The sequence below is a fragment of the Stenotrophomonas sp. AC248 genome (assembly GCF_979258185.1).
The window spans coordinates 4,545,420-4,571,239 of the sequence record NZ_OZ409840.1 but is presented as its reverse complement, the minus strand read 5'-3'; the positions used below and the strand labels follow the sequence as shown (position 1 = coordinate 4,571,239).

At 65.5% G+C, this 25,820-nt stretch carries 22 protein-coding genes; 6 read left to right on the top strand and 16 right to left on the bottom strand.

What is annotated here, in order from left to right:
- Entirely contained in the window at positions 1–2,127 is a 2,127-nt protein-coding gene (locus tag ACZ0AE_RS20410; protein ID WP_463602017.1) for a TonB-dependent receptor family protein, read from the bottom strand.
- A gap of 175 nt (positions 2,128–2,302) precedes the next feature.
- On the opposite strand from ACZ0AE_RS20410, the gene ACZ0AE_RS20405 reads away from it, so the two are divergent.
- The 3 genes from ACZ0AE_RS20405 (at position 2,303) to ACZ0AE_RS20395 (ending at position 5,535) form a co-directional block, all read left to right on the top strand.
- Positions 2,303–3,505 (top strand): amino acid aminotransferase, encoded by a 1,203-nt coding sequence (locus tag ACZ0AE_RS20405; RefSeq protein WP_128095310.1) that lies wholly within the window; start codon positions 2,303–2,305, stop codon positions 3,503–3,505.
- A 178-nt stretch (positions 3,506–3,683) separates the two neighbouring features.
- Positions 3,684–4,700: a class 1 fructose-bisphosphatase gene (locus ACZ0AE_RS20400; RefSeq protein ID WP_038691499.1), complete on the top strand. Its 1,017-nt coding sequence runs from the start codon at positions 3,684–3,686 to the stop codon at positions 4,698–4,700.
- Between the two features lie 124 nt (positions 4,701–4,824).
- On the top strand, positions 4,825–5,535 hold the full coding sequence (locus ACZ0AE_RS20395; RefSeq protein ID WP_463602016.1) for a 2OG-Fe(II) oxygenase: 711 nt from the start codon (positions 4,825–4,827) through the stop codon (positions 5,533–5,535).
- Between the two features lie 215 nt (positions 5,536–5,750).
- Here ACZ0AE_RS20395 and ACZ0AE_RS20390 read toward each other — a convergent pair whose 3' ends face one another.
- The 15 genes from ACZ0AE_RS20390 to dnaA form a co-directional block, all read right to left on the bottom strand.
- The gene (locus ACZ0AE_RS20390) at positions 5,751–6,842 is read right to left on the bottom strand and encodes a PA0069 family radical SAM protein (protein WP_463602015.1); all 1,092 of its coding nucleotides are present in this window, start codon (positions 6,840–6,842) and stop codon (positions 5,751–5,753) included.
- A gap of 231 nt (positions 6,843–7,073) precedes the next feature.
- Positions 7,074–7,823 carry a pyridoxine 5'-phosphate synthase gene (locus ACZ0AE_RS20385; RefSeq protein ID WP_463602014.1) on the bottom strand — a complete coding sequence of 250 codons (750 nt, stop codon included), beginning with the start codon at positions 7,821–7,823 and terminating at the stop codon, positions 7,074–7,076.
- Between the two features lie 4 nt (positions 7,824–7,827).
- Entirely contained in the window at positions 7,828–8,082 is a 255-nt protein-coding gene (locus tag ACZ0AE_RS20380) for a hypothetical protein (protein WP_038692733.1), read from the bottom strand.
- Positions 8,083–8,146: 64 nt separating this feature from the next.
- Complete coding sequence (gene cls, locus ACZ0AE_RS20375; RefSeq protein ID WP_447591075.1) at positions 8,147–9,607, bottom strand: cardiolipin synthase; 1,461 nt, start codon at positions 9,605–9,607, stop codon at positions 8,147–8,149.
- 600 nt (positions 9,608–10,207) lie between these two features.
- Complete coding sequence (locus tag ACZ0AE_RS20370) at positions 10,208–10,621, bottom strand: ExbD/TolR family protein (protein ID WP_038691524.1); 414 nt, start codon at positions 10,619–10,621, stop codon at positions 10,208–10,210.
- Between the two features lie 3 nt (positions 10,622–10,624).
- Entirely contained in the window at positions 10,625–11,050 is a 426-nt protein-coding gene (locus ACZ0AE_RS20365; protein WP_038691526.1) for an ExbD/TolR family protein, read from the bottom strand.
- Positions 11,051–11,107: 57 nt separating this feature from the next.
- Positions 11,108–11,869 carry a TonB-system energizer ExbB gene (exbB, locus tag ACZ0AE_RS20360; RefSeq protein WP_038691528.1) on the bottom strand — a complete coding sequence of 254 codons (762 nt, stop codon included), beginning with the start codon at positions 11,867–11,869 and terminating at the stop codon, positions 11,108–11,110.
- Positions 11,870–11,954: 85 nt separating this feature from the next.
- Complete coding sequence (locus ACZ0AE_RS20355) at positions 11,955–12,623, bottom strand: energy transducer TonB (protein WP_038691530.1); 669 nt, start codon at positions 12,621–12,623, stop codon at positions 11,955–11,957.
- Between the two features lie 146 nt (positions 12,624–12,769).
- Positions 12,770–13,969 carry a tetratricopeptide repeat protein gene (locus tag ACZ0AE_RS20350; protein ID WP_038691531.1) on the bottom strand — a complete coding sequence of 400 codons (1,200 nt, stop codon included), beginning with the start codon at positions 13,967–13,969 and terminating at the stop codon, positions 12,770–12,772.
- A gap of 132 nt (positions 13,970–14,101) precedes the next feature.
- A complete protein-coding gene (locus ACZ0AE_RS20345) occupies positions 14,102–14,908 on the bottom strand; it encodes a M48 family metallopeptidase (protein WP_463602013.1) in 807 nt (268 codons plus the stop codon).
- A 72-nt stretch (positions 14,909–14,980) separates the two neighbouring features.
- Positions 14,981–15,835: a CPBP family intramembrane glutamic endopeptidase gene (locus tag ACZ0AE_RS20340; RefSeq protein ID WP_447729321.1), complete on the bottom strand. Its 855-nt coding sequence runs from the start codon at positions 15,833–15,835 to the stop codon at positions 14,981–14,983.
- Between the two features lie 73 nt (positions 15,836–15,908).
- Positions 15,909–18,368 (bottom strand): DNA topoisomerase (ATP-hydrolyzing) subunit B, encoded by a 2,460-nt coding sequence (gene gyrB, locus ACZ0AE_RS20335; RefSeq protein ID WP_038691537.1) that lies wholly within the window; start codon positions 18,366–18,368, stop codon positions 15,909–15,911.
- A 109-nt stretch (positions 18,369–18,477) separates the two neighbouring features.
- Positions 18,478–19,575, bottom strand: a complete 1,098-nt coding sequence (gene recF / locus ACZ0AE_RS20330) for a DNA replication/repair protein RecF (protein WP_137191475.1) — start codon at positions 19,573–19,575, stop codon at positions 18,478–18,480.
- An 884-nt stretch (positions 19,576–20,459) separates the two neighbouring features.
- A complete protein-coding gene (gene dnaN, locus ACZ0AE_RS20325) occupies positions 20,460–21,560 on the bottom strand; it encodes a DNA polymerase III subunit beta (protein WP_019184048.1) in 1,101 nt (366 codons plus the stop codon).
- A gap of 276 nt (positions 21,561–21,836) precedes the next feature.
- Positions 21,837–23,171: a chromosomal replication initiator protein DnaA gene (gene dnaA, locus ACZ0AE_RS20320; protein WP_463602012.1), complete on the bottom strand. Its 1,335-nt coding sequence runs from the start codon at positions 23,169–23,171 to the stop codon at positions 21,837–21,839.
- 253 nt (positions 23,172–23,424) lie between these two features.
- Between dnaA and rpmH the strand changes: the two genes are divergently transcribed.
- From rpmH to yidC, 3 genes are read left to right on the top strand one after another with little or no spacing between them, the layout of a single operon-like run.
- Positions 23,425–23,565, top strand: coding sequence for a 50S ribosomal protein L34 (rpmH, locus tag ACZ0AE_RS20315; protein ID WP_006404565.1), 141 nt, complete (start codon positions 23,425–23,427; stop codon positions 23,563–23,565).
- Between the two features lie 5 nt (positions 23,566–23,570).
- Complete coding sequence (rnpA, locus tag ACZ0AE_RS20310; protein ID WP_081797298.1) at positions 23,571–24,062, top strand: ribonuclease P protein component; 492 nt, start codon at positions 23,571–23,573, stop codon at positions 24,060–24,062.
- Positions 24,062–25,762 carry a membrane protein insertase YidC gene (gene yidC, locus ACZ0AE_RS20305; RefSeq protein WP_038691545.1) on the top strand — a complete coding sequence of 567 codons (1,701 nt, stop codon included), beginning with the start codon at positions 24,062–24,064 and terminating at the stop codon, positions 25,760–25,762. Before rnpA ends, yidC begins: the two co-directional genes overlap by 1 nt.
- The last annotated feature ends 58 nt before the right edge of the window (positions 25,763–25,820 follow it).

The following is a 25,820-nucleotide window of genomic DNA, read 5'->3' as shown; positions in this document are numbered from 1 at the left end:
TCACGGCGCCCACTGCCACTGCAGGCCCACGCCCACCCGGCGGTCCGGGCCGGGCTCGAAGTACCGCTGGTTGCCGTCGTTGACGATCACCGAGCCGATATAGCGCTGGTCCAGCAGGTTGTCGATGCGCGCAAACGCCCGCAGCGTGCCCTGCGCGGTCTGCCAGCGGCGCGCCGCTTCCAGATTCAGCAACGCGTACCCGGCCGCCTTCTCGGTGGCCAGGTCGTTCACCACCGTGTCGCTGGAGGCCACCAGCTCGGCGGCCCACTGCCACGGCCCGGGCGTGTACTGCATCCGCGCGTTCCACTGCTGCCGGGGCACGCCGGGCAGGCGCGCGCCGGCCTGCACCGTGTTGCAGCCGGCGGTACCGCACAGCGGGTACGCATCGCGCACCGTCGCTTCGATCCAGGTGTAGGCCACGGCCAGTTCGGTCTGCGCGCCCAGTGGCTGCACGTAGCTGGCTTCGGCGCCCTGCCGCCGGGTACGGCCGATGTTGCGGTAGGTGGAACGCCCGCCGCTGTTGCTGGCCACCGCCAGTTCGTCATCGGTGTCGGCCCGGAACACGGCCGCCTCCAGCCGCGCCCCGCTCTGCGCGTGCCATTTGCTGCCCACTTCCAGGTTGCGGCTGCGCGCGGCCGACAGGTCCAGCGCCAAGCCCGCCTGGCCGTCGGCGCGGTAGCCCAGCTCGTTGAAGGTGGGCGTCTCAAAGCCTCGCCCGGCCGAGGCGTACAGCCGCCAGGCATCGCTGGCGCGGAACACCACCCCGGCCACCGGCGTGGTGGCCGCGTAGCGGCGCGCGCCGCTGTCATCGGGGTTGCTGGCGGTGATGTAGTGGTCGTTGGAGCGGAACCGCACCGTGCTGTGGCGCAGGCCCAGCAGCAGCGACCAGCGCGGGGCCCATTGCCACCACGCCTGGGCGAACTGGTCGATGTTCTCCACCCGGTCGGCCTGGTCGCGGCGCAAGCGGCCCTTGATGCCCAGCTGATCGCCCACGAAGTTCTCGTAACCGCGGCGATCCTGCAGCTGACGGTCGGCATTGGCGCCGATCACCAGATCCAGCGGTCGTCCGGCCCAGTCGCCGTGCCAGCTCCAGCGCGCGTCCACGCCGCCGTAGTCGCCGTCCAGGTCGATCACCCCGCCGGCATGCAGCGGGTTGGCCTGCGGCCCGGGGGGAATGGCCAGGTACTGTTCCACGCTGCGTTGCCCGGCATAGCCCATCGCCCGCCAGGTGTGGGCGCCGTCGGTGCGGGTGAAGACCAGCCCGGCCTGGGCCTGGCGGACCGATTTGCGGGTGTTGTACTGGCTGGCCACGGCGGTGGCCTGGCGCGGGTCGGCGCTGACCTGGGCCCGGCTCAGGCCGAGAGGGTCCTGCGCATCGGGCGAATCGAAGTAGTTCAGCACCAGGTCCAGCTGGCCGCCGCCCACGTCGGTGCCCAGCCGCGCATTGACCGACTCGCGGCGGGCCGCGCTGTGGTCGCGCCAGCCATCGGTGCGGAAGTGGTTGGCGGCCACGTTGTAGCGGATCGGTCCCTGCTGGCCGCGCAGCTGCGCACCGGCGCTGAGGGTATTGTCGCTGCCGGTGTCCAGCCGCAGCCGCCATGGGTCGCCGGGCGCGCCGTCGGCGCTGAAGACCTGCACCACGCCGCCGGAGGAGTTGCCGTACAACGCCGAGAACGGGCCGCGCAGCACGTCCACCCGCTGCGCCGAGAGCAGGCTGGCATGCGACAGCTGGCCCTGGCCGTCGGGCATGGTGGCCGGCACGCCGTCCACCAGCACGCGCACCCCGCGCACCCCGAAGGTGGACCGTGCGCCGAAGCCACGGATCGACAGCTGGGTGTCCTGCGCATAGTTCTGGCGGTCGCGCGCCACCACGCCGGGGATGCCGCCCAGCGCTTCGGACACCTGGGCCAGGGTTCCATTGGCGTCGTCATCCAGCCAGACCGTGCTGATCGACGCCGGCAGGTCCGCATCGTCCACCTGCTGCACCCGTGCGGCCTGCACCTGAACCGTGGGCAGGCGCTCGATCGGCGGGGCATCGGCCGGGGCAGGCGCGGCCTGTGCCGGGTTCGGCAACAGCGCCGCCGAAAGCAGCGCGGAGGGGACGACAAACGCGGAAAAACGCAGCATACGGGCAGGGGTCCTCAGCGGCAGGGCACGCCGCACGCCATGGTACGGAAGATCACGTGACGGCAGCCGCCGCGCCCACGGCGCGGCTTTGTTAGGATGGCTTGGTTTTGGCTGATTCTGCCGCAACCTGCGTCGCGCCAACCTCCCCCCTTCCGTCATCCGAATGAGTACCGCCGTGTCCTTCTTTGCAAATGTGGAACTGGTCCCAGGCGACCCGATCCTGGGCCTGACCGAGGCTTACAACGCCGACAGCCGCTCGACCAAGGTCAACCTGGGCGTGGGCATCTACTACGACGAAAGCGGCCGCATTCCGCTGCTCCGCGCCGTCAAGCAGATCGAACAGCAGCTGGCCGATGAAGCCAAGCCGCGCGGCTACCTGCCGATCGACGGCCTTCCGGCCTACAACCAGGCCACCCGCGAGCTGGTGTTCGGCAAAGACTCGCCGCTGCTGGCCGCCGGTCGCGTGGCCACCTCGCAGACCATCGGTGGCAGTGGTGCGCTGCGCGTGGGCGCAGACCTGCTGCACCGCCTGCTGCCGCACGCCACCATCGCCATCAGCAACCCCAGCTGGGAAAACCACCGCGCCGTGTTCGGCGCCGCCGGTTTCGAGGTGGTGGAGTACAGCTACTTCGACCCGACCACCCACGGCGTGGATTTCGACGCCATGCTGGCCGACCTGGGCAAGCTGCAGCCGGGCACCGTGGTGCTGCTGCACGCCTGCTGCCACAACCCGACCGGCGCCGACCTCACCGTCGCGCAGTGGAAGCAGGTGGCCGAGCTGTTGAAGGACCGCCAGCTGTTCCCGTTCATCGACATGGCCTACCAGGGCTTCGACAAGGGCATCAGCGAAGACGGCGCCGCGGTGCGCATCATCGCCGAGGCCGGCATCGACAGCTTCGTGGTCGCCAACTCGTACTCCAAGTCGTTCTCGCTGTATGGCGAACGCATTGGCGCGCTGTCGGTGGTGGCGCCCGACGCGGCCTCGGCCAAGGCCGTGCAGTCGCAGGTCAAGCGCATCATCCGCACCATCTATTCCAGCCCGTCCAACCACGGCGCTGCGTTGGTGGCCGGCGTGCTGAACAGCGTTGAGCTGCGCCAGGTGTGGGAAGCGGAACTGACCGAGATGCGCGAGCGCATCCACGCCCTGCGCCACGGCCTGGTGGAGAACCTGGTCGCCGCCGGCGCCCCGCAGTTCGCCTTCATCAACGACCAGGCCGGCATGTTCTCGTACTCCGGCCTGACCCGCCCGCAGGTGGACCGCCTGCGCGACGAGTTCGGCATCTACGCCGTCGGCACCGGCCGCATCTGCGTGGCCGCGCTGAACCAGGGCAACCTGGCGTACGTGGCCAAGGCCGTGGCGACCGTCGCCAAGGGCTGATCGGCGCGCGCTGCAGCACCCACAGGAACGGCCGCCCAGTGCGGCCGTTCCTGTATCCAGATCCTTGCCGCGTACGCGGCCCTGCCTTCCTGACCTGGCGGCCTGTCCTGCGCCTGCCTCGTAATGCCCGCGGCAACGGGCGACAATACGGCCCCCAAATGTCTTTGGCAGCCATTCCATGTCCCGTACGTCGCTTACCCGGTACCTGATCGAAGAGCAGCATGCCGGCCGCATCAACGCCGACCTGCGCCAGCTGATCGCCGTCGTCGCCCGCGCCTGCACCAGCATCTCCATCGCGGTCAGCAAGGGCGCGCTCGGTGGCGTGCTGGGCGAGGCCGGTACCGGCAACGTGCAGGGCGAAGCGCAGAAGAAGCTGGACGTCATCAGCAACGAGATCCTGCTCGAGGCCAATGCCTGGGGCGGCCACCTTGCCGCCTGCGCCTCGGAGGAAATGGACCACTGCCAGCCCGTGCCGGACACCTACCCGCGCGGTGACTTCCTGCTGCTGTTCGATCCCCTCGATGGCAGCTCCAACATCGACGTCAACGTCTCGGTCGGCACCATCTTCTCGGTGCTGCGCTGCCCGCCCGGCACCGAACAGCCCAACGACGCCAGCTTCCTGCAGCCGGGTACCGCACAGGTCGCCGCCGGTTACTGCATCTACGGTCCCAGCACGCAGATGGTGCTCACCGTGGGCCACGGCACCCACGCCTTCACCCTGGACCGCGAGAAGGGCGAGTTCGTGCTGACCACGCCGGACATGCAGATTCCCGCCGACACCCAGGAATTTGCCATCAACATGTCCAACCAGCGCCATTGGGAAGCCCCCATGCAGGGTTACGTGCAGGACCTGCTGGCCGGCAAGGAAGGCGCGCGCGGCAAGAACTTCAACATGCGCTGGATCGCCAGCATGGTGGCCGACGTGCACCGCATCCTTACCCGCGGCGGCATCTTCATCTACCCGTGGGACAAGAAGGACCCGTCCAAGGCCGGCAAGCTGCGCCTGATGTACGAAGCCAACCCGATGGGCCTGCTGGTGGAACAGGCCGGCGGCGCGGCCACCACCGGCCGCGAGCGCATCCTGGACATCCAGCCCGACCAGCTGCACCAGCGCGTGCCGGTGTTCCTCGGCTCGCGCAATGAAGTGGCCGAAGCCACCCGCTATCACCGCGAGCACGACAGCGCGCAGGGCTGATGACAACGCACGGGCCGGCCCGTTGCCGGCCCCGTGTGTGCCATGAAGAAACCCAACGTGGCAACGGCGTGACATCGGCCAGCGCAGCGGTCACCATCGGGGCCAGATGCCCACGGATGACCCCATGACGGCCGACACGCAGCACGACTTCATTGAAGTAATCCACAACGCCATCCCCGCCGATGTGTGTGCCGCCATCCAGGCCAGGATGCGAACCAGTGCGCAGTTGCGACCCGGCGAAGTGGGCAGCGGCGTGTTCCCGGAACTCAAGCACAGCAAGGATCTGCGCATCAGCGGCGACGCGGCGTGGCGCGATGTGGACATGCTGTTGCAGCAAGCGGTGTTTCGCGGTGTTTTGAGTTATCTACGGCGTTATCCACAGGCGCTGATCTCGCCGCTGATGTTGCAGATCCAAGACAGCGAAGGTAAACCGCGCCGTCTGGCGGCCGACGATTTCCCCGGCATGGACGATGCCACGCTGTCGGATCTGGCCCGTACGTGCCTGCGTCCCGGTGCCATCAATCTGCAATGGTATGCAGCGGGCGAGGGTGGCTATCCCTATTGGCATTGCGAGCTTTACCCGCGCGATCCCGCCGGCGAAACACTGCACCGCCACCTGCTGTGGACGCTCTACCTCAACGACGATTTCGAGCAGGGCGAAACCGAGTTCCTGTTCCAGCACCGCAAGATCGCCCCGCGCACGGGGAGCTTGCTGATCGCCCCGACGGCGTTCACCCACACGCATCGCGGCAACCGCCCGCAGGGTGGGGACAAGTTCATCGCCACCAGCTGGATTTTGTTCCAGACCGCGCAGAAGCTGTTCGCAGGAAACTGACGACGACACACGCAAGCCCCGGTAGTGCCGGCCGCTGGCCGGCTCCCGACACCCCTACCGCAGGCCCATCGCCATCACGGCGACGCGTCCGCAGCGCATCACCATCAAGCTGGCAGAGCAGATGGTCAGCTGTCCTTGATGGTGCCCTGTGCACGCGCTTGATCCAGCATGGCGTACAGCGCAGGTTCCCACGCATTCCGTCGTCCGGTGACGATCTAGAACAACGACCCCTGCGGCGAATCCACCCGCGGCGGCAGCGGTCGCACGAACTTGTCGCAGTCCAGCTTCGGCCAGTGACTGTTCTGCGCGTCGAACCCCAAGCGCCTGCGTGCGAGTTTGAACCGGCTCGACAGCAGATCGGCGTACACGCCTTCGCCGCGCATGCGGCTGCCGAACTCGCTGTTGTAGTCCTTGCCGCCGCGCAGCTGGTTGATGGTGCTCATCACGTGCGCGGCGCGATCGGGGTGATGGGTATCCAGCCAGTCGCGGAACAACGGGGCCACTTCCAGCGGCAGGCGCAGCAGCACGTAGCCGGCAGTGGAGGCGCCGGCATCGCGCGCGGCTTCCAGTACCGCTTCCAGTTCGGCGTCGTTGATCCACGGGATCACCGGGGCCACCATCACCCCGACCGGGATACCCGCGTCGTGCAGGCGGCGCATTGCCCGCAGGCGCGCGTGCGGCGCAGAGGCGCGCGGTTCCAGCTTCGCCGACAGGTGCGGGTCCAGCGAGGTCACCGAGAAGTGCACGCTCACCAGGTTCTGTTCGGCCAGCGGCGCCAACAGATCGATGTCGCGTTCGACCAGTGCGTTCTTGGTGATCAGCGAGAACGGGTGCCGCGTTTCCAGCATCACTTCGATCAGCTGGCGGGTGAGTTTCAGCTTGCGCTCGATCGGCTGGTAGGCGTCGGTGTTGATGCCCAGGGCGATCGGCTGCGGCACGTAGCCGGGGCGCGAGAACTCCTTGCGCAGCAGCTGCGGTGCGTTGGTCTTGGCGAACAGTTTGGTTTCGAAGTCCAACCCGGGCGACAGGTTGAGGTAGGCATGCGACGGCCGGGCGAAGCAGTACGAGCAGCCGTGTTCGCAGCCGCGGTACGGGTTCACCGATTGGCTGAACCCCACGTCCGGCGACTTGTTGCGGCTGATGATGCTGCGCGCGGTCTCGGCCCGCACTTCGGTGCGCAGGCGCGGCGCGAGAAACTCCTCGCTCTCCTCGGCGTCCCAGCCATCGTGCACGGCTTCGCTGGCGGTGACCTCGAAGCGGCCCGCCAGGTGCGTGGTGGAGCCTCGGCCTTTGATCGCGATACCCATCGGCCGAGGCTATCGCCGGGGTGTCGCAGTGGCTGCGACGGCAGGGTGGGGAAGCATGCGCGGTAACCCATCGATCGGGGTTAGTAGTATTGCTAACCACAGACCTGTGTCAACCGGGAAAGGCTTGCCACCATTGGGTTCTGACCGAAATCGGCGGAATTGGTCCCCATACTTGTCCACAGGCCAGAATCGGACATCGCCGCTGACCTGGAACCGGCCATCGCGGGGCTGTCAGGGGGCCAATTGCGCCAAGTAGCCCTTCACCGTGGCGTCCAGTCCGGCGTACAGGGCCTCGCTGATCAGCGCGTGTCCGATCGAGACTTCCAGGACGTCCGGCACCGCCGCGAGGAAGGCGCGCAGGTTGTCCTGCGACAGGTCGTGCCCGGCATTCACGCCCAATCCGGCGGCCTGCGCGCGGCGAGCGGCGTCGGCGAACAGGGCCAGCATGGCCCCGGCATCGCCTGCCGCGTGTGCTTCGGCGTAGGGGCCGGTGTAGAGCTCGATGCGGTCGGCACCGATCACGGCGGCCTGGGCCAGGTCCGGGTTGCCGGCATCCACGAACAGGCTGACCCGGCAGCCATACGCCTTCAGGTCGGCGATCAGCGGCCGCAGCCGCTCCGCATCGCGGCCGAAGTCGAAGCCGTGGTCGGAGGTGAGCTGCCCGTCGCCATCGGGCACCAGGGTGGCCTGCGCCGGGCGGGTCTGCGCGCACAGCGGCAGTAGCCCCGGGTAGCCCTCGCGCGGCGGCGCGAAGGGGTTGCCCTCAATGTTGAATTCCACGCCACGTGTCGTGGTCAGCGCCGACAGTGCCAGCACGTCCTCGGCATGGATGTGGCGGCGGTCCGGGCGCGGGTGCACGGTGATGCCATGCGCGCCGGCGTCCAGGCAGGCACGGGCGGCCTGCAGCACGTCGGGGTCGGTGCCGCCGCGCGAGTTGCGCAGGACGGCGATCTTGTTGACGTTGACGCTGAGCTGGGTCATGGCACTACGGTGTGTCGGAGTCTTCTTCGGGCTGGCGACGGGCCTGGGCCTGTTCGCGCAGCCGGCGCAGTTCGGTGGGGTCGATCACGCTGGAAATGTCGCGCTGCAGGGTGCCGAAGCGCGCCACGTACAGCCCGCGTACCCACATCAGCAGGAACACCAGCGTACCGAGCAGCGCGAGCAGCATCAGCGACATCTGGGGCACCTTCAGCGCCAGGGCAAAGCAGCCCAGCGCCAGTAGCAGGAACAGCCAATGCATCGTCATTCTCCCCGTTGACCGCGCCAGTGTAGCGCCGCCGGCCGGTGCGGTTCCACGTGCGCGGTCACAACAGCGGCGAGGCCAGCCGGGCGAATGCTTCCGGTACCCGGTGCCGCCAGAGGGAGCGGCGGCGGTCGTTGTGCACGCGCACCGAGGCATCGAACTCGGCGGCCAGGATGCGCTCCAACGCGGCCACCCGGTCTTCGTCCACCAGCATCATCGACAGCTCGAAGTTGAGCCGGAAGCTGCGGTGGTCGAAGTTGGCGCTGCCCACGATGCAGACGTCGTGGTCGGCAATGAACGCCTTGGTGTGCAGCATGCGCGGGCCGTATTCGTAGATCTTCACCCCGGCCTGCAGCAGTTCGTCGAAGTAGGAGCGCGCTGCCTGGGTGACGAACCAGGAATCGCTCATCTTCGGCACCAGCAGGCGCACGTCCAGGCCACCGAGTGCGGCCGAGGTCAGCGCCATCCGCGCGGCCTCGCCGGGCACGAAGTAGGGCGTCACCAGCCAGACCCGTTCGCGCGCTTCGTGGATGGCGGCAACCTGCAGGCGGTGGATGGTCTCCCAGGCCGAGTCGGGGCCGGACACCAGCACCTGCGCATCGATACTCCCGTCGGCGCGGCTGGGCATGTCGTTGGGCCACAGCTGGGCGATGGCGAAGCGCTCGGGCGGCTGGGCGGTGGCGTAGATCCAGTCTTCGATGAAGACCAGCTGCAGACTGCGCACCACGTGGCCGACCAGGCGCATGTGCAGGTCGCGGTAGGCATCGGGGCGGCGGCGTTCGTCTTCCTCGTCGGTGATGTTGATTCCGCCGGTAAAGGCGGTGCGCCCATCGATCACCACCAGCTTGCGGTGGGTGCGCATGTTCAACCAGGGGCGCTTGAACGGCTTGAGCAGCTGTCGCGGGTGGAACCACGCCACTTCCCCACCGGCGTCCAGCAGCGGCTGCAGGAAGCGCGTGCGGATGGCCGAGGACCCCACCGCATCCAGCAGGAGGCGTACCCGCACACCGTCGCGGGCGCGCTCGACCAGCGCATCGCGCAGCGCGGTGCCGGCATGGTCGGGGTTGAAGATGTAGTACTCCACGTGGACGTGGTCGCGGGCCTGCGCGATGGCCGCCAGCAGCGCGGTGTAGGTGGCCCCGCCATCCACCAGCCATTCGACCTCGGTGGCCGAGGTGGGCGCCAGGCCGGTGGTGGCTTGGGCGATCTTGGCCAGTTCGGTGCAGTCCGCATCCGGCGGGCACACGCTGCTGTAGTGCTCCATGCCCGAGCGCGCACGACCGCGGCGCAGGCGCTGCCGCTTCACCTTCTGCGGGCCCAGCAGGTAATAGATGAACAACCCCAGGTAGGGCAGGGCGGCCAGCGACAGGATCCAGCTCAACGTGGCAACCGGCTCGCGTTTCTGCAGCATGATCCAGCCGGTCAGCCACAGCAGGTAGAGGATGTAGGCCGCCACCAGCAGGGGACGGAGGTGCGGGATGGCGTCGAGCCAGGCCGCAAGGGCAGGGTAGGTGGCGAGCATGGGCGGATGATAGCGGGCCGCGTGCGTTGCGCGCGTACCCGGCGCCGCGGTCGGCACCGACCCATAAAAAAGGTTCTTCTCCCAACGGAGGGGAGCGTCTTTTTGCAAGGGCCGTCGCAGAGTGAGCACGACGGTGCGCGGGTGGCCGGGTGTGCAGGCGCCGTTCGGATCGGCTGGCGTCCCCGATCAGGCCGGTCGCGAGCGTGAGGGCCCCGTAACGGCCGGTAGGCCCCTGGTGCAAATGTCCCCCGGCCGCGTGGCGGCCTCCTCCTTTATTTTGCCCAGAGGCCTACCGGCCGCTACGGGGCTCGGCTTGCGGCAAGCAGGGGGAAGCCAGCTTTTCTGGCGCTGGTCGGTGGGTCGGGTGCTGGGCCTCCATGCCCTTGGAGGCGAAATAAAGGAGGAGGGGGCGGCCGCAGGCCGACGCCGGGGGACATTCGCCGGAAAGGGCATGGGGGCCCAGCGCCCGACCCACCGACGGCCGCGCCGAAGAGCCTCAAGGCCCGTTTTTGCGTGCCCCGCAGATGGGCGAAGAACCAAAAAAAAACGCCCCTGTCTCCAGGGGCGTTTTCCAGTCGCGTCATGACTGCGTCGTGCGATTTACTGCTGTACGAAGCCGATCTTCTTCATCTGAGCGTTCTTCGCGGCGGCCAAGACCTTGGCCATCACGTCGTACTCAGAGTCCGGGCTGGCGTCGATGCGCAGTTCCGGCTGGTTCGTCGGGTCCTTCTGGACCTCCTGTTCCATACGCTGCTGCAGCTCGCCGGTTGCCACCGGGCTGTTGTTCCACGAGACCTGGTTGCTGGCGTCGATCTTGAGTTCGATCGGCGGCGGCGGCTCGACCAGCTGCGGCGGTGGGTTGAGCACGCGCTGCGGCAGGTCCACGGCGATCGGGTACGTCATGATCGGCGCGGTGACGATGAAGATGATCAGCAGCACCAGCATCACGTCCACGAGGGGCGTGACGTTGATGTCGGCCATGGGGCCTTTGTTACCACCAGTACTGAACGCCATGGCTTACTGCCCCTTCTCTTTGGTGGCAACGAAGCCAACGTCGAGCATGCCCTGCTCCTGCGCAATCTTGGTCATCTCGTTGATGACACGCATCTTGGTGGTGCGGTCACCACGCAGATTGAGCGGGGGCTGCGGGGTCTGCTGGGCGGCGGTCGACAAGCGCGACTCGAGCGTCTGCTTGTTGATTTCCTCGTCGTTCCAGTAGATCGAGCCGTCTTCCTTGACTGCCAGGGTGATTGGGCCCGAACGCTTCTCAGCGTCTTCCGGGTTCTGCACCAGGTTGGCCTCCGGCAGATCCACCTTGACCTTGTGGGACATCAGGGGCGCCGTGATGATGAAGATGATCAGCAGCACCAGCATCACGTCCACGAGGGGCGTAACGTTGATGTCGGCCATGGGGCCGCCGCTGTTACCACTACTGAAAGCCATAACGGGCTCCGTCTAGATCGTGTTGACTACGTTCTCGCCAGGTAAAGCGCGTCGCAATTAGCGAACGCGCGAACCGGTGGCGAAGAAGTCGTGCAGGTCGTGAGCGAACGTATCGAACTTGCTGATCGTGGCGCTGTTGATCTTGCTGAAGAAGTTGAAGGCGAACACGGCCGGGATAGCCACGAACAGACCGATGGCGGTCATGATCAGTGCTTCACCCACCGGGCCTGCAACGGCGTCGATCGAGGCGGAACCGGTGGCACCGATCTTGATCAGCGCGCCGTAGATGCCCCACACGGTACCCAGCAGACCGACGAACGGAGCGGTTGCACCGACGGTGGCCAGCAGGGTCATGCCCGACTGCAGGTTGTTGCTTTCGCGGGTCACGGCCTGACGCAGGGCGCGATCGACGAACTCCGAACGGCTCAGGTTCTCACCCAGGCCACCGGTTGCGCCGCCTTCGGCACGCTGGTGGTGGGCAGCTGCCTGGGCAGCGTCCAGAGCGATCTTCGAGAAGGGCTCGGAAGCCGGCTGCTCTTCCATCGCACGGATGGCGTCCTGGGCGTTCGGGGTATCCCAGAACAGGCTCACGACCTTGTCGGCAGCGCTCTTCAGGCGGGTAGCACGGAAGATGTTGATGACGGTCCAGTACCAGGACATGGCCGACATGATGATCAGGGTCAGCAGCACGACCCAGGAGACGGCGAAATCACCCGGCTTGGTGGTCATTTCGTGGATCAGATGCTCGAAGCCCATCTGCGAGAGGGCATTCGACGGGTTGCCCCCGGCAGCAGCGGCGATGAAGAGTTCCTGCAGCATGACGCTTACCTTTGTTGTGTGTGGTGATGAATGGTGTAGCTGTAAACGACCGACGGAGCGGTGGCCGGCGGGCCACCGGCGACCATCAGTTCAGCGCAAAGTTGACCGGGACGCGAACGCGACCTGCGACCTTCTTCCCGCCCGACTCCGCAGAACGGAAGCTCCACTTGCGAGCTGCGTCCATTGCGGCGCGGTCGAGGTCACGGTTACGGCTGGACCGTTCGACCGACACATTGGTGACGTTGCCATTGGCGTCGACATCAATGATCAGGATGACTTCACCCTGGATACCTGCACGGAATGCGGCCGGCGGGTAACGCGGGGGGTTCATGTTCTTCGAGGAGATATCGACACTTGCCTCGATCGTGCTCGGCGGCGCGGGCGGCGACGGCGGGCTCGGCGGGGTGACGATGTCGTTGGCGCGCGGTTCCGGCACGTCGACCACGGGGGCCTGCGGCGGTGGCGGCACCGGCGAGGGCTTGGGCGGCGACAGGTTCTTGACCGGCGGCGGCGGGGTGTCCGTCGGCGGCGGCGGCGGCGGCGGCGGTGGGGGCGGCGGCGGAGCGTCGACCAGGGTCACCATGATGTTGCGTTCTTTCTCCGCAGCGGCCTTGGGAGCCACAGCCGGGATCAGAAGCATCATGAAGGCGGCGAGATGCAGTGCGATTACAAAAGCGATACCCACGATTCGCGGCCAGCTTAAGCCGGTGTCATCGCGTTGTTCGTACCTGTGAACGACTAGTTGTTCCGTCATGCGCCAAGAGCTCATTAGTGGGGCCGGGATACCCGGGGACAGGTAGCCCATGATCAGCGGTGCATGACACCGCAGGAACCTCCAAGCTTATACCAATCCTGAGCGCCTGCGCATCACTGTGGCAGGCGTTCAGGCGTTATTCCTACTTACTTCAGGTTGATGATTTTCTTGGCATCCGCCTGATTCTTCACACCCTTGGCCAAGGCCTGCTGGGCAGCCTGCTTGGCTTCGGGGATGCGACCTTCGGCATGCAAAACGCGTGCCAGATTCAAGTAGGTTTCACCGTCCTTGGAGAGCGGAGCGGCCTTCTGCCACGCTTCGATCGCCTTCGGCACCTCGTCGGAATAGTAGTAGGACTGGGCCAGGGCCAGGTAAACCTGGTAATCCGGCTTCAGGATGCCCTTCTGCAACCCCTCGTTGATGACCGCGATGACGTCCTTTTCCTTGTTCTCGGTATTGGCGTAGATCGAGTACAGCTGCTTGTACTCGCGCTCTTCGGTGAGCTGGCCGGCTGCACGCAGCTTGTCCATCACCGCGGCGGCCTTGTCCATCTGATCGGCCTGCATGTACATGCTGGCCAGGTTCAGCTGGGCTTTCTTGTCGTTCGGGTTGCGCGCGACGATGCCTTCGGCCTGCTTGACCGCTTCACCGGTCTGGCCGGCTTCGGCCATGGCGGCCATCAGCAGCTGGTTCCAGTTGTCCTTGGGCTCGGCGGCGCCGGCGATGGCCTGCTGCAGCACCGGGATGGCCTCGGCGTAGCGCTGGGTCTGGTACAGGGCCTGGCCCTTGATCACCAGCTCTTCGGGCTTGGTCGACTTGGTTTCGGCGAAGTACTTGTCCAGCGTGGCCAGACCGGCGGCGGTTTCGTCGTCCTGCAGCTGGAGCTGGGCCAGCATCAGCAGCGACTGGTAGTGGCCGTTGTTGTCCAGGCCGTTGAACTGCAGCACCTGCTGCAGGTACTTCTTGGCCGCGACGTTGTCTTCGGTCTGGTAGGCCGCCTGCGAGGCCAGCTGCGCGGCCAGCGACTTGTCATAGTCGTTGGCGGCGCTGTTGGCCAGGATTTCATCGGCCAGCGTGCGGGTCTCGGGGAACTTCTGGTCGTTGTAGGTGTCAATCAGCTTCTGCAGCTTGCTGCCAAGCTTGGCCGAGGACTTGCCATCCGGCTCCTGGCGGGTCGCCTGCGGATACAGCGGCTCGGCCTTGGTGGCCTTGTTCTTGCCACCGCGGCGCTCATTGTTGCGTTCAGCCGAACGCGACTGGGCAAACGCATCGGTGACCATGACGCCACCGATGGCGGTCGCGATGAGGACGGAAAGGACGGCGTGCTTTGAATTGCTGAAAATCATCTTTCACCTCGATCGAACCGCCGCAGCGGCATCAAAACGGACTGTCAGAAAAATCTGAGCCGCCAAACGTATCAGAAACTCATGGCGTGAGAAATCGTTTCCGATGCTGCAATACAGCATCTTTTGGTCGTATCAGCCGCACTTCGGCCTGCGTCCTGCGGCCTGGGCCTGCTGGTATACCCCACTCAGGGCCGGCGCGTCACGCTGCAGTTCGCGGATGCGGTTGGCCGGATCGGGGTGGGTGGACAGCCATTGCGGGGATCGCCCGCCGCTGGCGGCCATCATGTTCTGCCACAGGTTGACCGCCTGGCCCGGATCAAAGCCGGCCTCGGCCATCAGCCGCTGGCCCACCACGTCGGCCTCGCTTTCCTGGGTCCGTGACCCTGGCAGCAGGAAGGCCGTTTGCGCGGTCATGCCGCCCAGCTGGTTGACCGTGCCGGCGGCGCCATCGCCGTAGGCAGCCCCGGCCAGCGCGCCAAGCACGGCCAGGCCGGTCTGCGCGCCCATCTGGCGCGTCAGGCGCTCCTCGTGGTGCCGCGAGATGACATGGCCGATCTCGTGGCCGATCACAGCCGCCAGCTGGTCCTGGTTCTTGGCCACGGTGAGGATGCCGGTATTGACCCCCACCTTGCCGCCGGGCAGGGCAAAGGCGTTGGGTTCGGCGTCAACGAAGACCGCGGTTTCCCACCGTACGCCCCGGTACTGTGGCGGCAGCTGCGCGACCAGTGCATTGACCACGCACTGCACGTAGCCATTCTGCCGACCGTCGGTGCTGACCTTTTCATTCTGCTTGGTCTCGTTGAATGCCTGCGCGCCCAACTGGTCCAGTTCGGCCTGCGACACACCGCCCACCATCTGCCGGCGGCCGGTGGGTGAGGTGGTGGTGGCACATGCGCTGACCAGCAGCGCCAACGCGACCCCGAACAGCACTGGTTTCATCGAAGCTCCCCCGTGTTCATGTGCCCAGTGTGGAACTGCGCGCCGTAAATTTTCGTCAAGCGAAGCGGTGGATCAGTGAAGGCCCAAAAACACCAGTGCGGCCAGGGCGATGGCGTTGTTCAGGCCGTGCGCCACGATCGGCGCCCACAGGGTGCCGGTGCGCTGGTACAGCCATGCGAAGGCCGCGCCCATGCCGCCGTACACCAGCCAAAGCTGCGCGATCTCCAGCGGGCCGTTGGCGCTGGTGCCGGGAATTTCATGCACCAGGGCGAAGGCCAGACTGCTCAGCAGCACGCCCAGCCAGATCCGACCGGCCTTCCACAAGCGCCCGAACAGCACGCGGCGGAACAGCAGTTCTTCGTAGGCGGGGGCGAGCACGATGGCGAACACGGCCAGGAACCACGGGAAACGGCTGAGCGCCTGTTCCATCAAGGCCAGGTTGGTGGGAACCGGTTCAATGCCGGCCTGCTTGGCCAGATAGGCGATCAGGTTGCTGCCGATCACCACGCCGGTGGCCACCAGCAGGGTCCAGCCCCAGGTCGAGGGACGGCGTGCGGCCTGCATCGAGGCATGCCGTTCGGCGGCGTCGGCACGACGTCGCAGGAAATACAGCAGAAGTGCGGCACCGCCGGTGGCGATCAACGCCATCAGGATCTGCGCCAGGGCGCCGGGCTGGCCCAGTTGCTGGGACAGCGCGCCGGTGTCGAGGGGAGTGCCATCGCGTGCTGCCTGTGCACCCACCACGGCACCGCGATACAGGCCCCAGGCCAGTCCACTGATCAGGCTGAGCCCGAACAGCGCGACGACAGCAATGCCCAGGTCGATGAAGAAGCCGGCAACGGGGGAACCGCGCTTGCCGCCGGAGGCCGACGGCGAGGCAGGGGGCAACGGGGGCGTGGCGGTGGACGCCGGTGCGGTAGCAGACATCGGATTCCTGGCAGCAGAAGACGTTGGCCGGCCCGCCTGCAGTGCGCAGGCGGCCGACCGTGTCCCGATTGTGTCAGATATCCAGGTTGGCGACCTTCAACGCGTTGTCTTCGATGAAGTCACGACGTGGCTCCACCACATCGCCCATCAAGGTGCTGAAGATCTGGTCGGCCGCAACGGCGTCTTCGATCCGCACCTGCAGCAGGCGGCGGGTGTCCGGGTTGACCGTGGTGTCCCACAGCTGTTCCGGGTTCATTTCGCCCAGGCCCTTGAAGCGCTGGATCTGGCGGCCCTTCTTGCCTTCCTCGAGCAGCCACTCGCGTGCCTGCGCGAAGCTCTCGATCTCGGCCGACTTGGCGCCACGGCTGATCTTCGCACCGGCGCGGACCAGGCCGTGCAGCAGCAGCGAGGACTGGTGCAGGGCACGCAGTTCACCGGTTTCGAAGGCCGACAACGGCAGCACCTGGATCAACGCTTCGCCCATATGGCGGCGCGTGACCAGCAGCGCGGCCGGACGCTCCTCGGTGGGTTCCTGCAGCTCCAGGCTGAAACGGGGCGAGCCCAGGCTGCTGCGGTTGAGACGCGTCGCCAGCGCACCCAGGCCCTCATCGGCACCGGCCTTGCGCAGGTGTTCCAGGTCCATCGGGGTGAAATCGATCAGGGCTTCAAGCACCTGGCGGTCGTACCGGTGGGCGTTGCGGCTGATCGCTTCCTGCGCCGAGGCGTAGGACAGCAGCAGTTTTTCCAGGGCCACACCTTCGATGCCCGGTTCGCCATCGGCCGGAATCAGCGACGCGTTTTCCACCGCGCTGCTGGCCAGGTAGGCATCCAGCGCCGGGTCGTCCTTCAGGTACAGCTCCTGCTTGCCCTGCTTGATTTTGTACAGCGGCGGCAGGCCGATGTAGATGTGGCCGCGCTCGATCAGCTCCGGCATCTGCCGGTAGAAGAAGGTCAACAGCAGCGTACGGATGTGCGCGCCGTCGACGTCGGCGTCGGTCATGATGATGATGCGGTGGTAGCGCAGCTTGTCCGGGTTGTACTCGTCCCGACCGATGCCGGTGCCCAGCGCGGTGATCAGCGTACCGACCTGGTCCGAGGCCAGCATGCGATCGAAGCGGGCACGTTCCACGTTGAGGATCTTGCCGCGCAGCGGCAGTACCGCCTGGTTCTTGCGGTTGCGTCCCTGCTTGGCCGAGCCACCTGCCGAGTCACCCTCGACGATGAACAGTTCGGACAGCGCCGGATCTTTTTCCTGGCAGTCGGCCAGCTTGCCGGGCAGGCCTGCGATATCCAGCGCGCCCTTGCGGCGGGTCAGATCGCGCGCCTTGCGCGCCGCTTCACGGGCACGCGCAGCGTCAACGATCTTGCCGGCAATCGCCTTGGCTTCGTTCGGGTTTTCCTGCAGGAATTCTTCCAGGCGCTGGCCGAAGGCACTTTCCACGGCCGGGCGCACGTCCGAGCTGACCAGCTTTTCCTTGGTCTGGCTGGAGAAGCTCGGGTCCGGCACCTTGACCGACAGCACGGCGATCATGCCTTCGCGCATGTCATCGCCGGTCAGGTTGATCTTGGCCTGCTTGGCGATGCCGTTCTGCTCGATGTAGTTGTTGAGCACGCGGGTCAGCGCACCGCGGAAGCCGGCGAGGTGGGTACCACCGTCCTTCTGCGGAATGTTGTTGGTGAAGCAGTACATCGTTTCCTGGTAGGAATCGGTCCACTGCAGCGCCACGTCCACGGTGATGCCGTTGGACTCGCCGGTTACCGAGATCACATTCGGGTGCAGCGGCGTCTTCAACTGCGCCAGATGCTCCACGAAGCTGCGGATGCCGCCTTCGTAATGGAAGTCGTCGCGGCGGCCATCGCCGCGCTCGTCCGCCAGCACGATCTTGACGCCGGAATTGAGGAAGGACAGCTCACGCAGGCGACGGGCCAGGATGTCGTAGTGGAATTCCACGTTGTCGTGGAACGCCTTCAACGACGGCCAGAAGCGCAGGGTGGTGCCGCGCTTGGTGCTGGCGGCCACCTGCTTCAACGGGTGCAATGCCGCACCGTCGGCGTATTCCTGCTGGTAGTGGAAGCCGCCCTGGTAGATGTCCAGGACCAGCTTCTGCGACAGCGCGTTGACCACGCTGACGCCGACGCCGTGCAGACCGCCGGACACCTTGTAGCTGTTGTCATCGAACTTGCCGCCTGCGTGCAGCACGGTCATGACCACTTCGGCAGCAGACACGTCGCGGTCGAGCTTCTTGCTCATCTGCTCGTGCTTGCCGGTCGGGATACCGCGACCGTTGTCGGAGACGGAAACCGAGCCATCGGCGTGAATCATCACAGACACGTGGTCGGCGTGGCCGGCCAAGGCTTCATCGATGGAGTTATCGACGACCTCGAACACCATGTGGTGCAGACCGGTGCCGTCATGGACGTCGCCGATGTACATACCAGGACGCTTGCGGACAGCTTCCAGCCCTTCCAGGGCGGTGATGCTGTTGGCGTCGTAGTTGCCGCTGTTTGCCGGGGTGTTCTGTTCTTCAGTCATTGCGCTTGCCGTAGGCTCCGCAGGTCGGGCCGCCGCTTGACGCGGGGCACCGTGGGTAAGGGGTTGCAACAGCAATTATACCAGCCGGGCGCATGCGCCCTCCCGACCACTATGGCACAGGCTGGACCTGCCCATGTTCCACGTGGAACCGGGTGATATCGGTTGCGTCGTGCAGCGCCGCCGGCGTCTCGGTGGCGGTGATGAATATCTGCGCGGGCCCGGACTTCAACCGGTCCAGAACCCGGGCCTGGTGGTTGCGATCCAGTTCGGAGGACAAGTCGTCGAGCGCGATCACCGGCCATTCGCCGCGCTGCTCGGCGTAGTCCTCGGCCTGGGCCAACAGGCAGGTCAATGCGGTGAGCTTGGCCTGGCCGCGGGACAAGGCGTCGCGGCCTGGAATGCTGGCGAAGCCCACGCTCCAGTCCGCCCGGTGCGGGCCGACGGAGGTGTAGCCGGCCATGCGGTCGCGTTCCCGGGCGAGCAACAGGGCATCGGACAGGGACACCTCCTGCTTGCGCCAGCCCGGGCTCAGCGTCATCGACTGTATGCCCAGGTTCGGTGCCAGCACCTGGGCCAACGCGGTGGCCCGGTCCTGCAGCCGCTCGAGGTAGTGCTGGCGCCGCGTGGTGAGCGGTTCGCCAGCTTCGGCCAGCTCGTGGTCCCAGGCGTCCAGCGCATGAGCGTTGCCCCCTTGCTTCAGCAGGGCATTGCGCTGCTTCAATGCCCGCGAGTAGCGCCGCCACAATGCAAGAAAGTCTGGTTCCACGTGGAACAAACCCCAATCGAGGAAGCGACGGCGCGGTTCGCCACCGCCGCTGACGAGGGCGTGGCTGCCGGGCTCGAAGGTCACCACGGCCAGCGCAGCGCAAAGGTTTCCCAGCTGCGCAACGTCTTCGCCATCGAGCCGACCCTTCCATTCCTGCCCGCTGTGACGCAGCCCGGCCTTGCGCCGCGTGGAACTTGGCGCGCCTTCGCGGCATTCGTCCCACTCCACGAAGACTTCCAGCGCGTCCTGTCCTTCGCGCACCAGGCCGTCGCGCACCCGTCCGCGGAAGCTGCGCCCATACGCCATCACATGCAGGGCCTCCAGCACGCTGGTCTTGCCGGCGCCGTTGTCACCGGTAATCAGGTTGATGCCCGGCTCGGGGGCCAGTTCCACGTGGTCAAAGCGGCGAACCTGGTGCAGGGACAAGCGGCGGATGTGCATGCAGTCGATCACGGCCGCACAGGGCGGCAGTCGGGTAGGGGCAATCGATCAGCTTACTGCATCGGGTGTGTTTCACGTGGGCCGCGGGGTGAACGCGCTTCCTGCTCCCCCCGATCCACGTCGATCCACCAGCGCAGGGCACGGAGCCGCCCGCCACATGGCCACGCAGCACCGTGAATTTCTTGAAATCTGGCGGCCGGGCAGGGCGGCAGGCCTGCAGATTTCAAGAAAATTGATGGGCTTTCGCCTGACCCTTCGCGGGGTTCGATTCCCGCTACGGGTGAATTCTTTGAAATCTGCTGCACTGGACCCGGCATGCCTATTCAGATTTGGCCAAATACGGCACGGCTGAATTTCGCTGTCCACAGAGTCTCTGTATGACTTATGCACAACTCATGTACGAGCTGTGGATAAAAACAGGCCCAAAACCCGCCTTGAAAGATATCCACAGGATCACCCCCAGCCTCAGGGGGCCTTATGTAGGGGGTTTCAGGCCTAACATTCCCTTGAATTTCAATAAGATAAGGTACTTTTCAACCAAATCTGGCCCTACCACCACCACCTAGCTTTAGATTTATATACAGTTTTTAAAGCATAGAGCAGTGATCCGGACAGGCAAACGAGCCGTCGGCATGGAACGCGAAAGTAAGGCTTGGGAGCAGGGGAAACCTCTGCGCAATGCGTCGGATCTACCGACGTCGAAACTTGATGCGACCCCCACTGTCGCGAGTCGTTGATCCACGCTTTTGACGGCAGCCATCCACCAGGATCGAAACCGCTGCGCGTTACCTTGAAAACCGCAATGCTCCACGTGGAACAAAAAAAGCCCGGCACGTGGCCGGGCTTCTTCAACACGTCGGTTCCACGTGGAACCATGCGTCAGGTCAGAGACGCAGCGGCATCACCACATGACGCGACTTCTCGCTGCTGGCCTCACGGACCAGGGCAGAGGAGTTCGAATCACGCAGCTGGATGACGACGTGCTCATCGCGCAGTGCCGACAACGCGTCCAGCAGGTAGTTCACGTTGAAGCCGATGGCCAGATCGCTGACCGTGGTGTCGGCTTCGATCTCTTCCTGGGCTTCTTCCTGCTCCGGGTTGTGCGCACTGATCTTCAGGTTGCCCGGCGAGACTTCCACGCGGATGCCTCGGTACTTCTCGTTGGACAGGATCGCGGCGCGCTGCAGCGAGGCCCGAAGTGCTTCGCGGTCGACCTTCACTTCACGGTCGGCACCGATCGGGATCACTGCCTCGTAATCCGGGAAGCGGCCATCGATGAGCTTCGAGGTGAAGGTCACATCGTCGCGCTTGACCCGCACGTGGCTGCGACCGACTTCCAGCTCGATCTCGCGATCGCCGCTTTCCAGCAGACGCTGCAGTTCGGTCACGCCCTTGCGCGGCACGATGATCTGACGCTTGGCGCCGCTGGCTTTTTCCAGCTCGGTTTCGCACAGCGCCAGGCGGTGTCCGTCGGTGGCGACGGTCCGCAGGGCATCGCCGCGCAGATCGAACAGCAGGCCGTTGAGGTAGTAGCGCACGTCCTGCTGGGCCATCGCGAACGCAGTGCGCTCGATCAGTTCCTTCAGGGTGGCTTCGCCGATGGCCACACGCTCGGTGGCTTCGACTTCGTCCACAGACGGGAAGTCGTTGGCCGGCAGGGTTGCCAGGGTGAAACGGCTGCGGCCGGCCTGCACGGTGATCTTGTCACCGGTCTGCGAGACGGTGATCCGGCTGCCATCGGGCAGGGCGCGGATGATCTCGAACAACTTGCGGGCGGGGATGGTGGTCTCGCCGTCCTGGGCATCTTCCACCGCGATCCGCGACACCATTTCCACTTCCAGGTCCGTACCGGTCAGCGACAGCTGCCCGTTCTGCACCTGGACCAGGAAATTTGCCAGAACCGGCAAGGTCTGGCGGCGTTCGACCACGTTGACGACTTGTGCCAACGGCTTGAGAAAGGCTTCGCGCTGCAGTGTGAAACGCATGTGGTTCCGTGCCCCTATGCTTTAAAAAAATATGGAATAAATCAAAAGCTTGGTGGTGATGGTAGGAACAGAATCGCTGGAAAACACAGCTAAGTCTTTGTAAACAAAGAAGTTTCAGAGCCTGAAACCCTCTGCACTACTAACCCTCGGGGGGAGGGTGAAGCTGTGGATAAATCACCCGGGAAATTTACCCGATTTCTTATCCACACCCTGTCCCCTGCTTGCTAGCGGATTCTGCACCGTTTTATGCGATGACGCCTGTGCGGCGTGCATGCATCATTCGCTCAACTTCCGGATCAGCTTGTCCCAGTCTTCCCGCAACTTGCCGTCGGCTTCCATCAACGTCCGGATCTGACGGCAGGCATGCAGCACCGTGGTGTGGTCCCGGCCGGCAAAGGCATCGCCGATTTCCGGCAGGCTGTGCTCGGTGAGTTCCTTGGTCAGCGCCATGGCTACCTGGCGCGGACGGGCCAGCGACCGGGTCCGACGCTTGGACAGCAGATCCTTGATCTGCAGCCCGTAGTAGTCGGCCACGGTTTTCTGGATGTTGGGAATGCTGATCGCCTGCTGCTGGGCGCGCAGCAGGTCGCGCAGGGTTTCCTGCGCAAAATCAGTGGTGATCGCACGGCCGGTGAAGTTGGCGCGTGCGGCCAGGGTATTCAGCGCACCCTCGAGGTCGCGGACATTGGAGCGCATCTTCTTGGCAATCAGAAACGCCACATCGTCGGGAATCTCGGTGCCACGCTCACGTGCCTTGGCCAGCACGATCGCGGCGCGGGTCTCGAAGTCCGGCGGTTCGATGGCCACCGACAGGCCCCAGGCCAGGCGCGACTTGAGCCGTGCTTCCAGGCCCTCGACTTCGCGCGGGTACCGGTCGCAGGTCAGGATGATCTGCTGCTTGCCGTCGAACAGGGCATTGAACGTATGGAAGAACTCTTCCTGGGTACGGTCCTTGCCGGCGAAGAACTGGATGTCATCGATCAGCAGCGCGTCCACCTGCTGGAACTGGCGCTTGAACTGATCCATGGTTTTTTCCTGCAACGCCCGGATCATCGCGCTGAAGAACTGTTCCGAGCGCAGGTACAGGACCTTGGCAGCCGGGTTGGCCTGGCGCATCGCATTGCCGGCCGCGAACATCAGGTGGGTCTTGCCCAGGCCGGTGCCGCCGTACAGCAGCAGCGGGTTGTGCGCCCGGTCACCCGGTTTCTGCGCCGCCTGGAACGCCGCGGCCAGGCCCAGCTGGTTGCTGCGGCCTTCCACGAAGTTGGCGAAGGTGTAGTGCGAATCCAGGTTGCCGGCGAACGGCACCAGCGGTTCGGCCGCCACGGCCGGGGCGCTGAAGCCCGGATTCGGCGCAACCTGCGCCTCCACGGCCCGCGGACGCGAGCCGATTTCAAGAAAAACGTCGCCGAAACCGGCGAAGTGCGCCAGCAGTTCCTTGATGCGCGGCAGGTACAGCTCGCGCACCTGGTCGACAATGAAGGCGTTTGGCGCATAAAGCACCAGGCTGTCCACGCGCAGATCGGCCTGCAGTGGCTTCAACCAGGTGTGAACATCCTCGGGCGGGAACTCCGCTTCGAGGCGTTCGAGACAACGGGACCAGGCATCCATCGGCAATAATCGTCTGGGGCCAGCGTACAGGCGTAGGAAACCGCCGCACCGCAGGCCGGAAGGAGGGAAGAATGGATGGCGCAGACTACCACCGACGAGGGGGGCCGGGAATGGTTGTCCCAAAGTTATTCACAAAATGATCCACAGCTATTGCACAGCCGGATGAAATCCCGTAGTGCCAGACACTTGACGGCACCTTGGTCAGGTCTATAGAATTTCCGGTTCTTTCCGTCCCCTTCATATAGAGGCCCGCATGGCCACCAAGCGCACTTTCCAACCCAGCAACCTCAAGCGTAAGCGCGACCATGGCTTCCGTGCCCGTATGAAGACCGCTGACGGCCGCAAGATCCTGTCGCGTCGCCGCGCCAAGGGCCGTAAAGTCCTGAGCGCTTGATTGCAATGCCGCTTCCCGCGGCAGACGCAATCCTGACTGTGAGCAGTTCCGACCCGCGCAAGCGATTTCCTCGCTCTGCGCGGGTTCGTACGCGTGCCGAATATACAACGGTCTTCAACGGCGCCCGCCGTGTGTCCGATCCGCTGATGACCCTGCACTGGCTGAAGAGCGATACGCCAGCCAGGTTGGGTCTCGCCGTGTCGCGCAAAGTCGATCCCCGAGCCGTGGGTCGCAACCGAGTGAAGCGTGTGCTGCGCGATGCCACACGCCACCTACGGCCGTGGATGAGTGCCGGCGATTTTGTCGTCGTTGCCCGTAGCGCCGCCCGTACCGCCAGCAATGCAGACATCCGTCAGGCCTTTGAACGCCTGCTGCGCCGCCTTGGCGCATTGCCCATGCCGGGCGCGGACGGCACAATGCCGCCGCCCCTGGGCGTTGCACCCCTTTCCCAGTCCGAGCCGGCCTCACCTGCCGGCCCCGTCGAGCCTGCCCGCTGATGAACCAGACCCGCGTTTTCCTGATTTTTGCCTGGCTGATGGTGGCCGTGTTGCTGTGGATGGAGTGGGGCCGCGACAAGGCCGCGCCGGCCACCCCGACAGTGGCTGCCCAGACCCAGGCGACCGTGCCGGGTGCCGCCGGGTCGGTCCCGGGCGCGACGGTGCCACAGGCCCCGGGCAGCGCACCGGCCAACCAGCCGGCCGCCCAGGCCCAGGCCGGCGCCGCCCGCGTGACCGTCACCACCGACGTCCTGCGCCTGGTGTTGGACGGTGGCACGGTGCTGGACGCCGAGCTGCTGCAGTTCCCGCAGACCAAGGCCGACGGCAGCCCGCCGGTGCGCCTGCTGACCGAAGAGAGCACGCACCCGTATCGCGCGGTGAGCGGCTGGACCAGTCAGGACAAGAGCATGCCGGTGCCCGAAGCCAATGGCTTCAAGCTGGTCGGCGACAGCCGCGACTTCGTGCTGGGCAAGGACCAGAAGGAACTGCAGATCCCGTTCGTGTGGAACGGTCCCAACGGCGTGACCATTCGCCGTACCTACACCCTGGGCCGCAACGAGTACGCGATCAAGGTGAAGGACGAAGTGGTCAACGGCAGCACCGCGCCGTGGAACGGCTACGTGTACCGCACCCTGGACCGCACCCCGACCATCCTGTCGCGCAGCATGACCAACCCGGACTCGTTCAGCTTCAACGGCGCGACCTGGTTCAGCCCGCAGGACGGCTATGAGCGTCGCGCGTTCAAGGATTACCTGGACGACGGCAACCTCAACCGCACCATCACCGGCGGCTGGCTGGCGATGCTGCAGCACCATTTCTTCACCGCGTGGATCCCGCAGCCGGACCAGGCCGCCAACTACGTGCTGTCCCAGCATGACGGTCGCGACCAGATCCAGGCCACCGGCCCGGCCTTCACCGTGGCTGCCGGCCAGCAGGCCAGCACCGAGGCACGCCTGTGGGTGGGCCCGAAGCTGGTCAACCTGCTCGCCAAGGAAGACGTGAAGGGCCTGGACCGCGTGGTCGACTACAGCCGCTTCTCGCTGATGGCCATCATCGGCCAGGGCCTGTTCTGGGTGTTGAACCAGGTCCACAAGGTGGTCAACAACTGGGGCTGGGCCATCGTCGGCCTGGTGGTGCTGCTGAAGCTGGTGCTGTATCCGCTGTCGGCGGTGCAGTACAAGAGCGGCGCCAAGATGCGTCGCTTCCAGCCGCGCATCGCGCAGCTCAAGGAACGCTATGGCGATGACCGCCAGAAGTTCCAGACCGCGATGATGGAGCTGTACAAGAAGGAAAAGATCAACCCGATGGGCGGCTGCCTGCCGATCCTGATCCAGATGCCGATCTTCTTCGCCCTGTACTGGGTGCTGGTGGAATCGGTGGAACTGCGCCAGGCGCCGTGGCTGGGCTGGATCCAGGATCTGACCGCACGCGACCCGTACTTCATCCTGCCGGTGATCAACGTGGCGGTGATGTGGGCCACGCAGAAGCTGACCCCGGCGCCGGGCATGGACCCGATGCAGGCCAAGATGATGCAGATGATGCCGCTGGTGTTCGGCGTCATGATGGCCTTCATGCCGTCCGGCCTGGTGCTGTACTGGGTGGTCAACGGTGGCCTGGGCCTGCTGCAGCAGTGGTGGATGACCAAGCGCCACGGCAGCGACCCGGTGCCGGCCACCACCGCGCCGATCAAGAAGAAATAAAACCGACCCCTGGTTGGTTGCCCCTGAAAAACCCGCCATCCGGCGGGTTTTTCTTTGG

Bases quoted from the DNA above. Each gene is read 5' to 3' on its own strand.
- ACZ0AE_RS20410 (WP_463602017.1), bottom strand. From the start codon at position 2,127: ATGCTGCGTTTTTCCGCGTTTGTCGTCCCCTCCGCGCTGCTTTCGGCG.
- ACZ0AE_RS20400 (WP_038691499.1), top strand. From the start codon at position 3,684: ATGTCCCGTACGTCGCTTACCCGGTACCTGATCGAAGAGCAGCATGCC.
- ACZ0AE_RS20395 (WP_463602016.1), top strand. From the start codon at position 4,825: ATGACGGCCGACACGCAGCACGACTTCATTGAAGTAATCCACAACGCC.
- ACZ0AE_RS20390 (WP_463602015.1), bottom strand. From the start codon at position 6,842: ATGGGTATCGCGATCAAAGGCCGAGGCTCCACCACGCACCTGGCGGGC.
- ACZ0AE_RS20385 (WP_463602014.1), bottom strand. From the start codon at position 7,823: ATGACCCAGCTCAGCGTCAACGTCAACAAGATCGCCGTCCTGCGCAAC.
- ACZ0AE_RS20380 (WP_038692733.1), bottom strand. From the start codon at position 8,082: ATGCATTGGCTGTTCCTGCTACTGGCGCTGGGCTGCTTTGCCCTGGCG.
- cls (WP_447591075.1), bottom strand. From the start codon at position 9,607: ATGCTCGCCACCTACCCTGCCCTTGCGGCCTGGCTCGACGCCATCCCG.
- ACZ0AE_RS20370 (WP_038691524.1), bottom strand. From the start codon at position 10,621: ATGGCGTTCAGTACTGGTGGTAACAAAGGCCCCATGGCCGACATCAAC.
- ACZ0AE_RS20365 (WP_038691526.1), bottom strand. From the start codon at position 11,050: ATGGCTTTCAGTAGTGGTAACAGCGGCGGCCCCATGGCCGACATCAAC.
- exbB (WP_038691528.1), bottom strand. From the start codon at position 11,869: ATGCTGCAGGAACTCTTCATCGCCGCTGCTGCCGGGGGCAACCCGTCG.
- ACZ0AE_RS20355 (WP_038691530.1), bottom strand. From the start codon at position 12,623: ATGACGGAACAACTAGTCGTTCACAGGTACGAACAACGCGATGACACC.
- ACZ0AE_RS20350 (WP_038691531.1), bottom strand. From the start codon at position 13,969: ATGATTTTCAGCAATTCAAAGCACGCCGTCCTTTCCGTCCTCATCGCG.
- ACZ0AE_RS20345 (WP_463602013.1), bottom strand. From the start codon at position 14,908: ATGAAACCAGTGCTGTTCGGGGTCGCGTTGGCGCTGCTGGTCAGCGCA.
- ACZ0AE_RS20340 (WP_447729321.1), bottom strand. From the start codon at position 15,835: ATGTCTGCTACCGCACCGGCGTCCACCGCCACGCCCCCGTTGCCCCCT.
- gyrB (WP_038691537.1), bottom strand. From the start codon at position 18,368: ATGACTGAAGAACAGAACACCCCGGCAAACAGCGGCAACTACGACGCC.
- recF (WP_137191475.1), bottom strand. From the start codon at position 19,575: ATGCACATCCGCCGCTTGTCCCTGCACCAGGTTCGCCGCTTTGACCAC.
- dnaN (WP_019184048.1), bottom strand. From the start codon at position 21,560: ATGCGTTTCACACTGCAGCGCGAAGCCTTTCTCAAGCCGTTGGCACAA.
- dnaA (WP_463602012.1), bottom strand. From the start codon at position 23,171: ATGGATGCCTGGTCCCGTTGTCTCGAACGCCTCGAAGCGGAGTTCCCG.
- rpmH (WP_006404565.1), top strand. From the start codon at position 23,425: ATGGCCACCAAGCGCACTTTCCAACCCAGCAACCTCAAGCGTAAGCGC.
- rnpA (WP_081797298.1), top strand. From the start codon at position 23,571: ATGCCGCTTCCCGCGGCAGACGCAATCCTGACTGTGAGCAGTTCCGAC.
- yidC (WP_038691545.1), top strand. From the start codon at position 24,062: ATGAACCAGACCCGCGTTTTCCTGATTTTTGCCTGGCTGATGGTGGCC.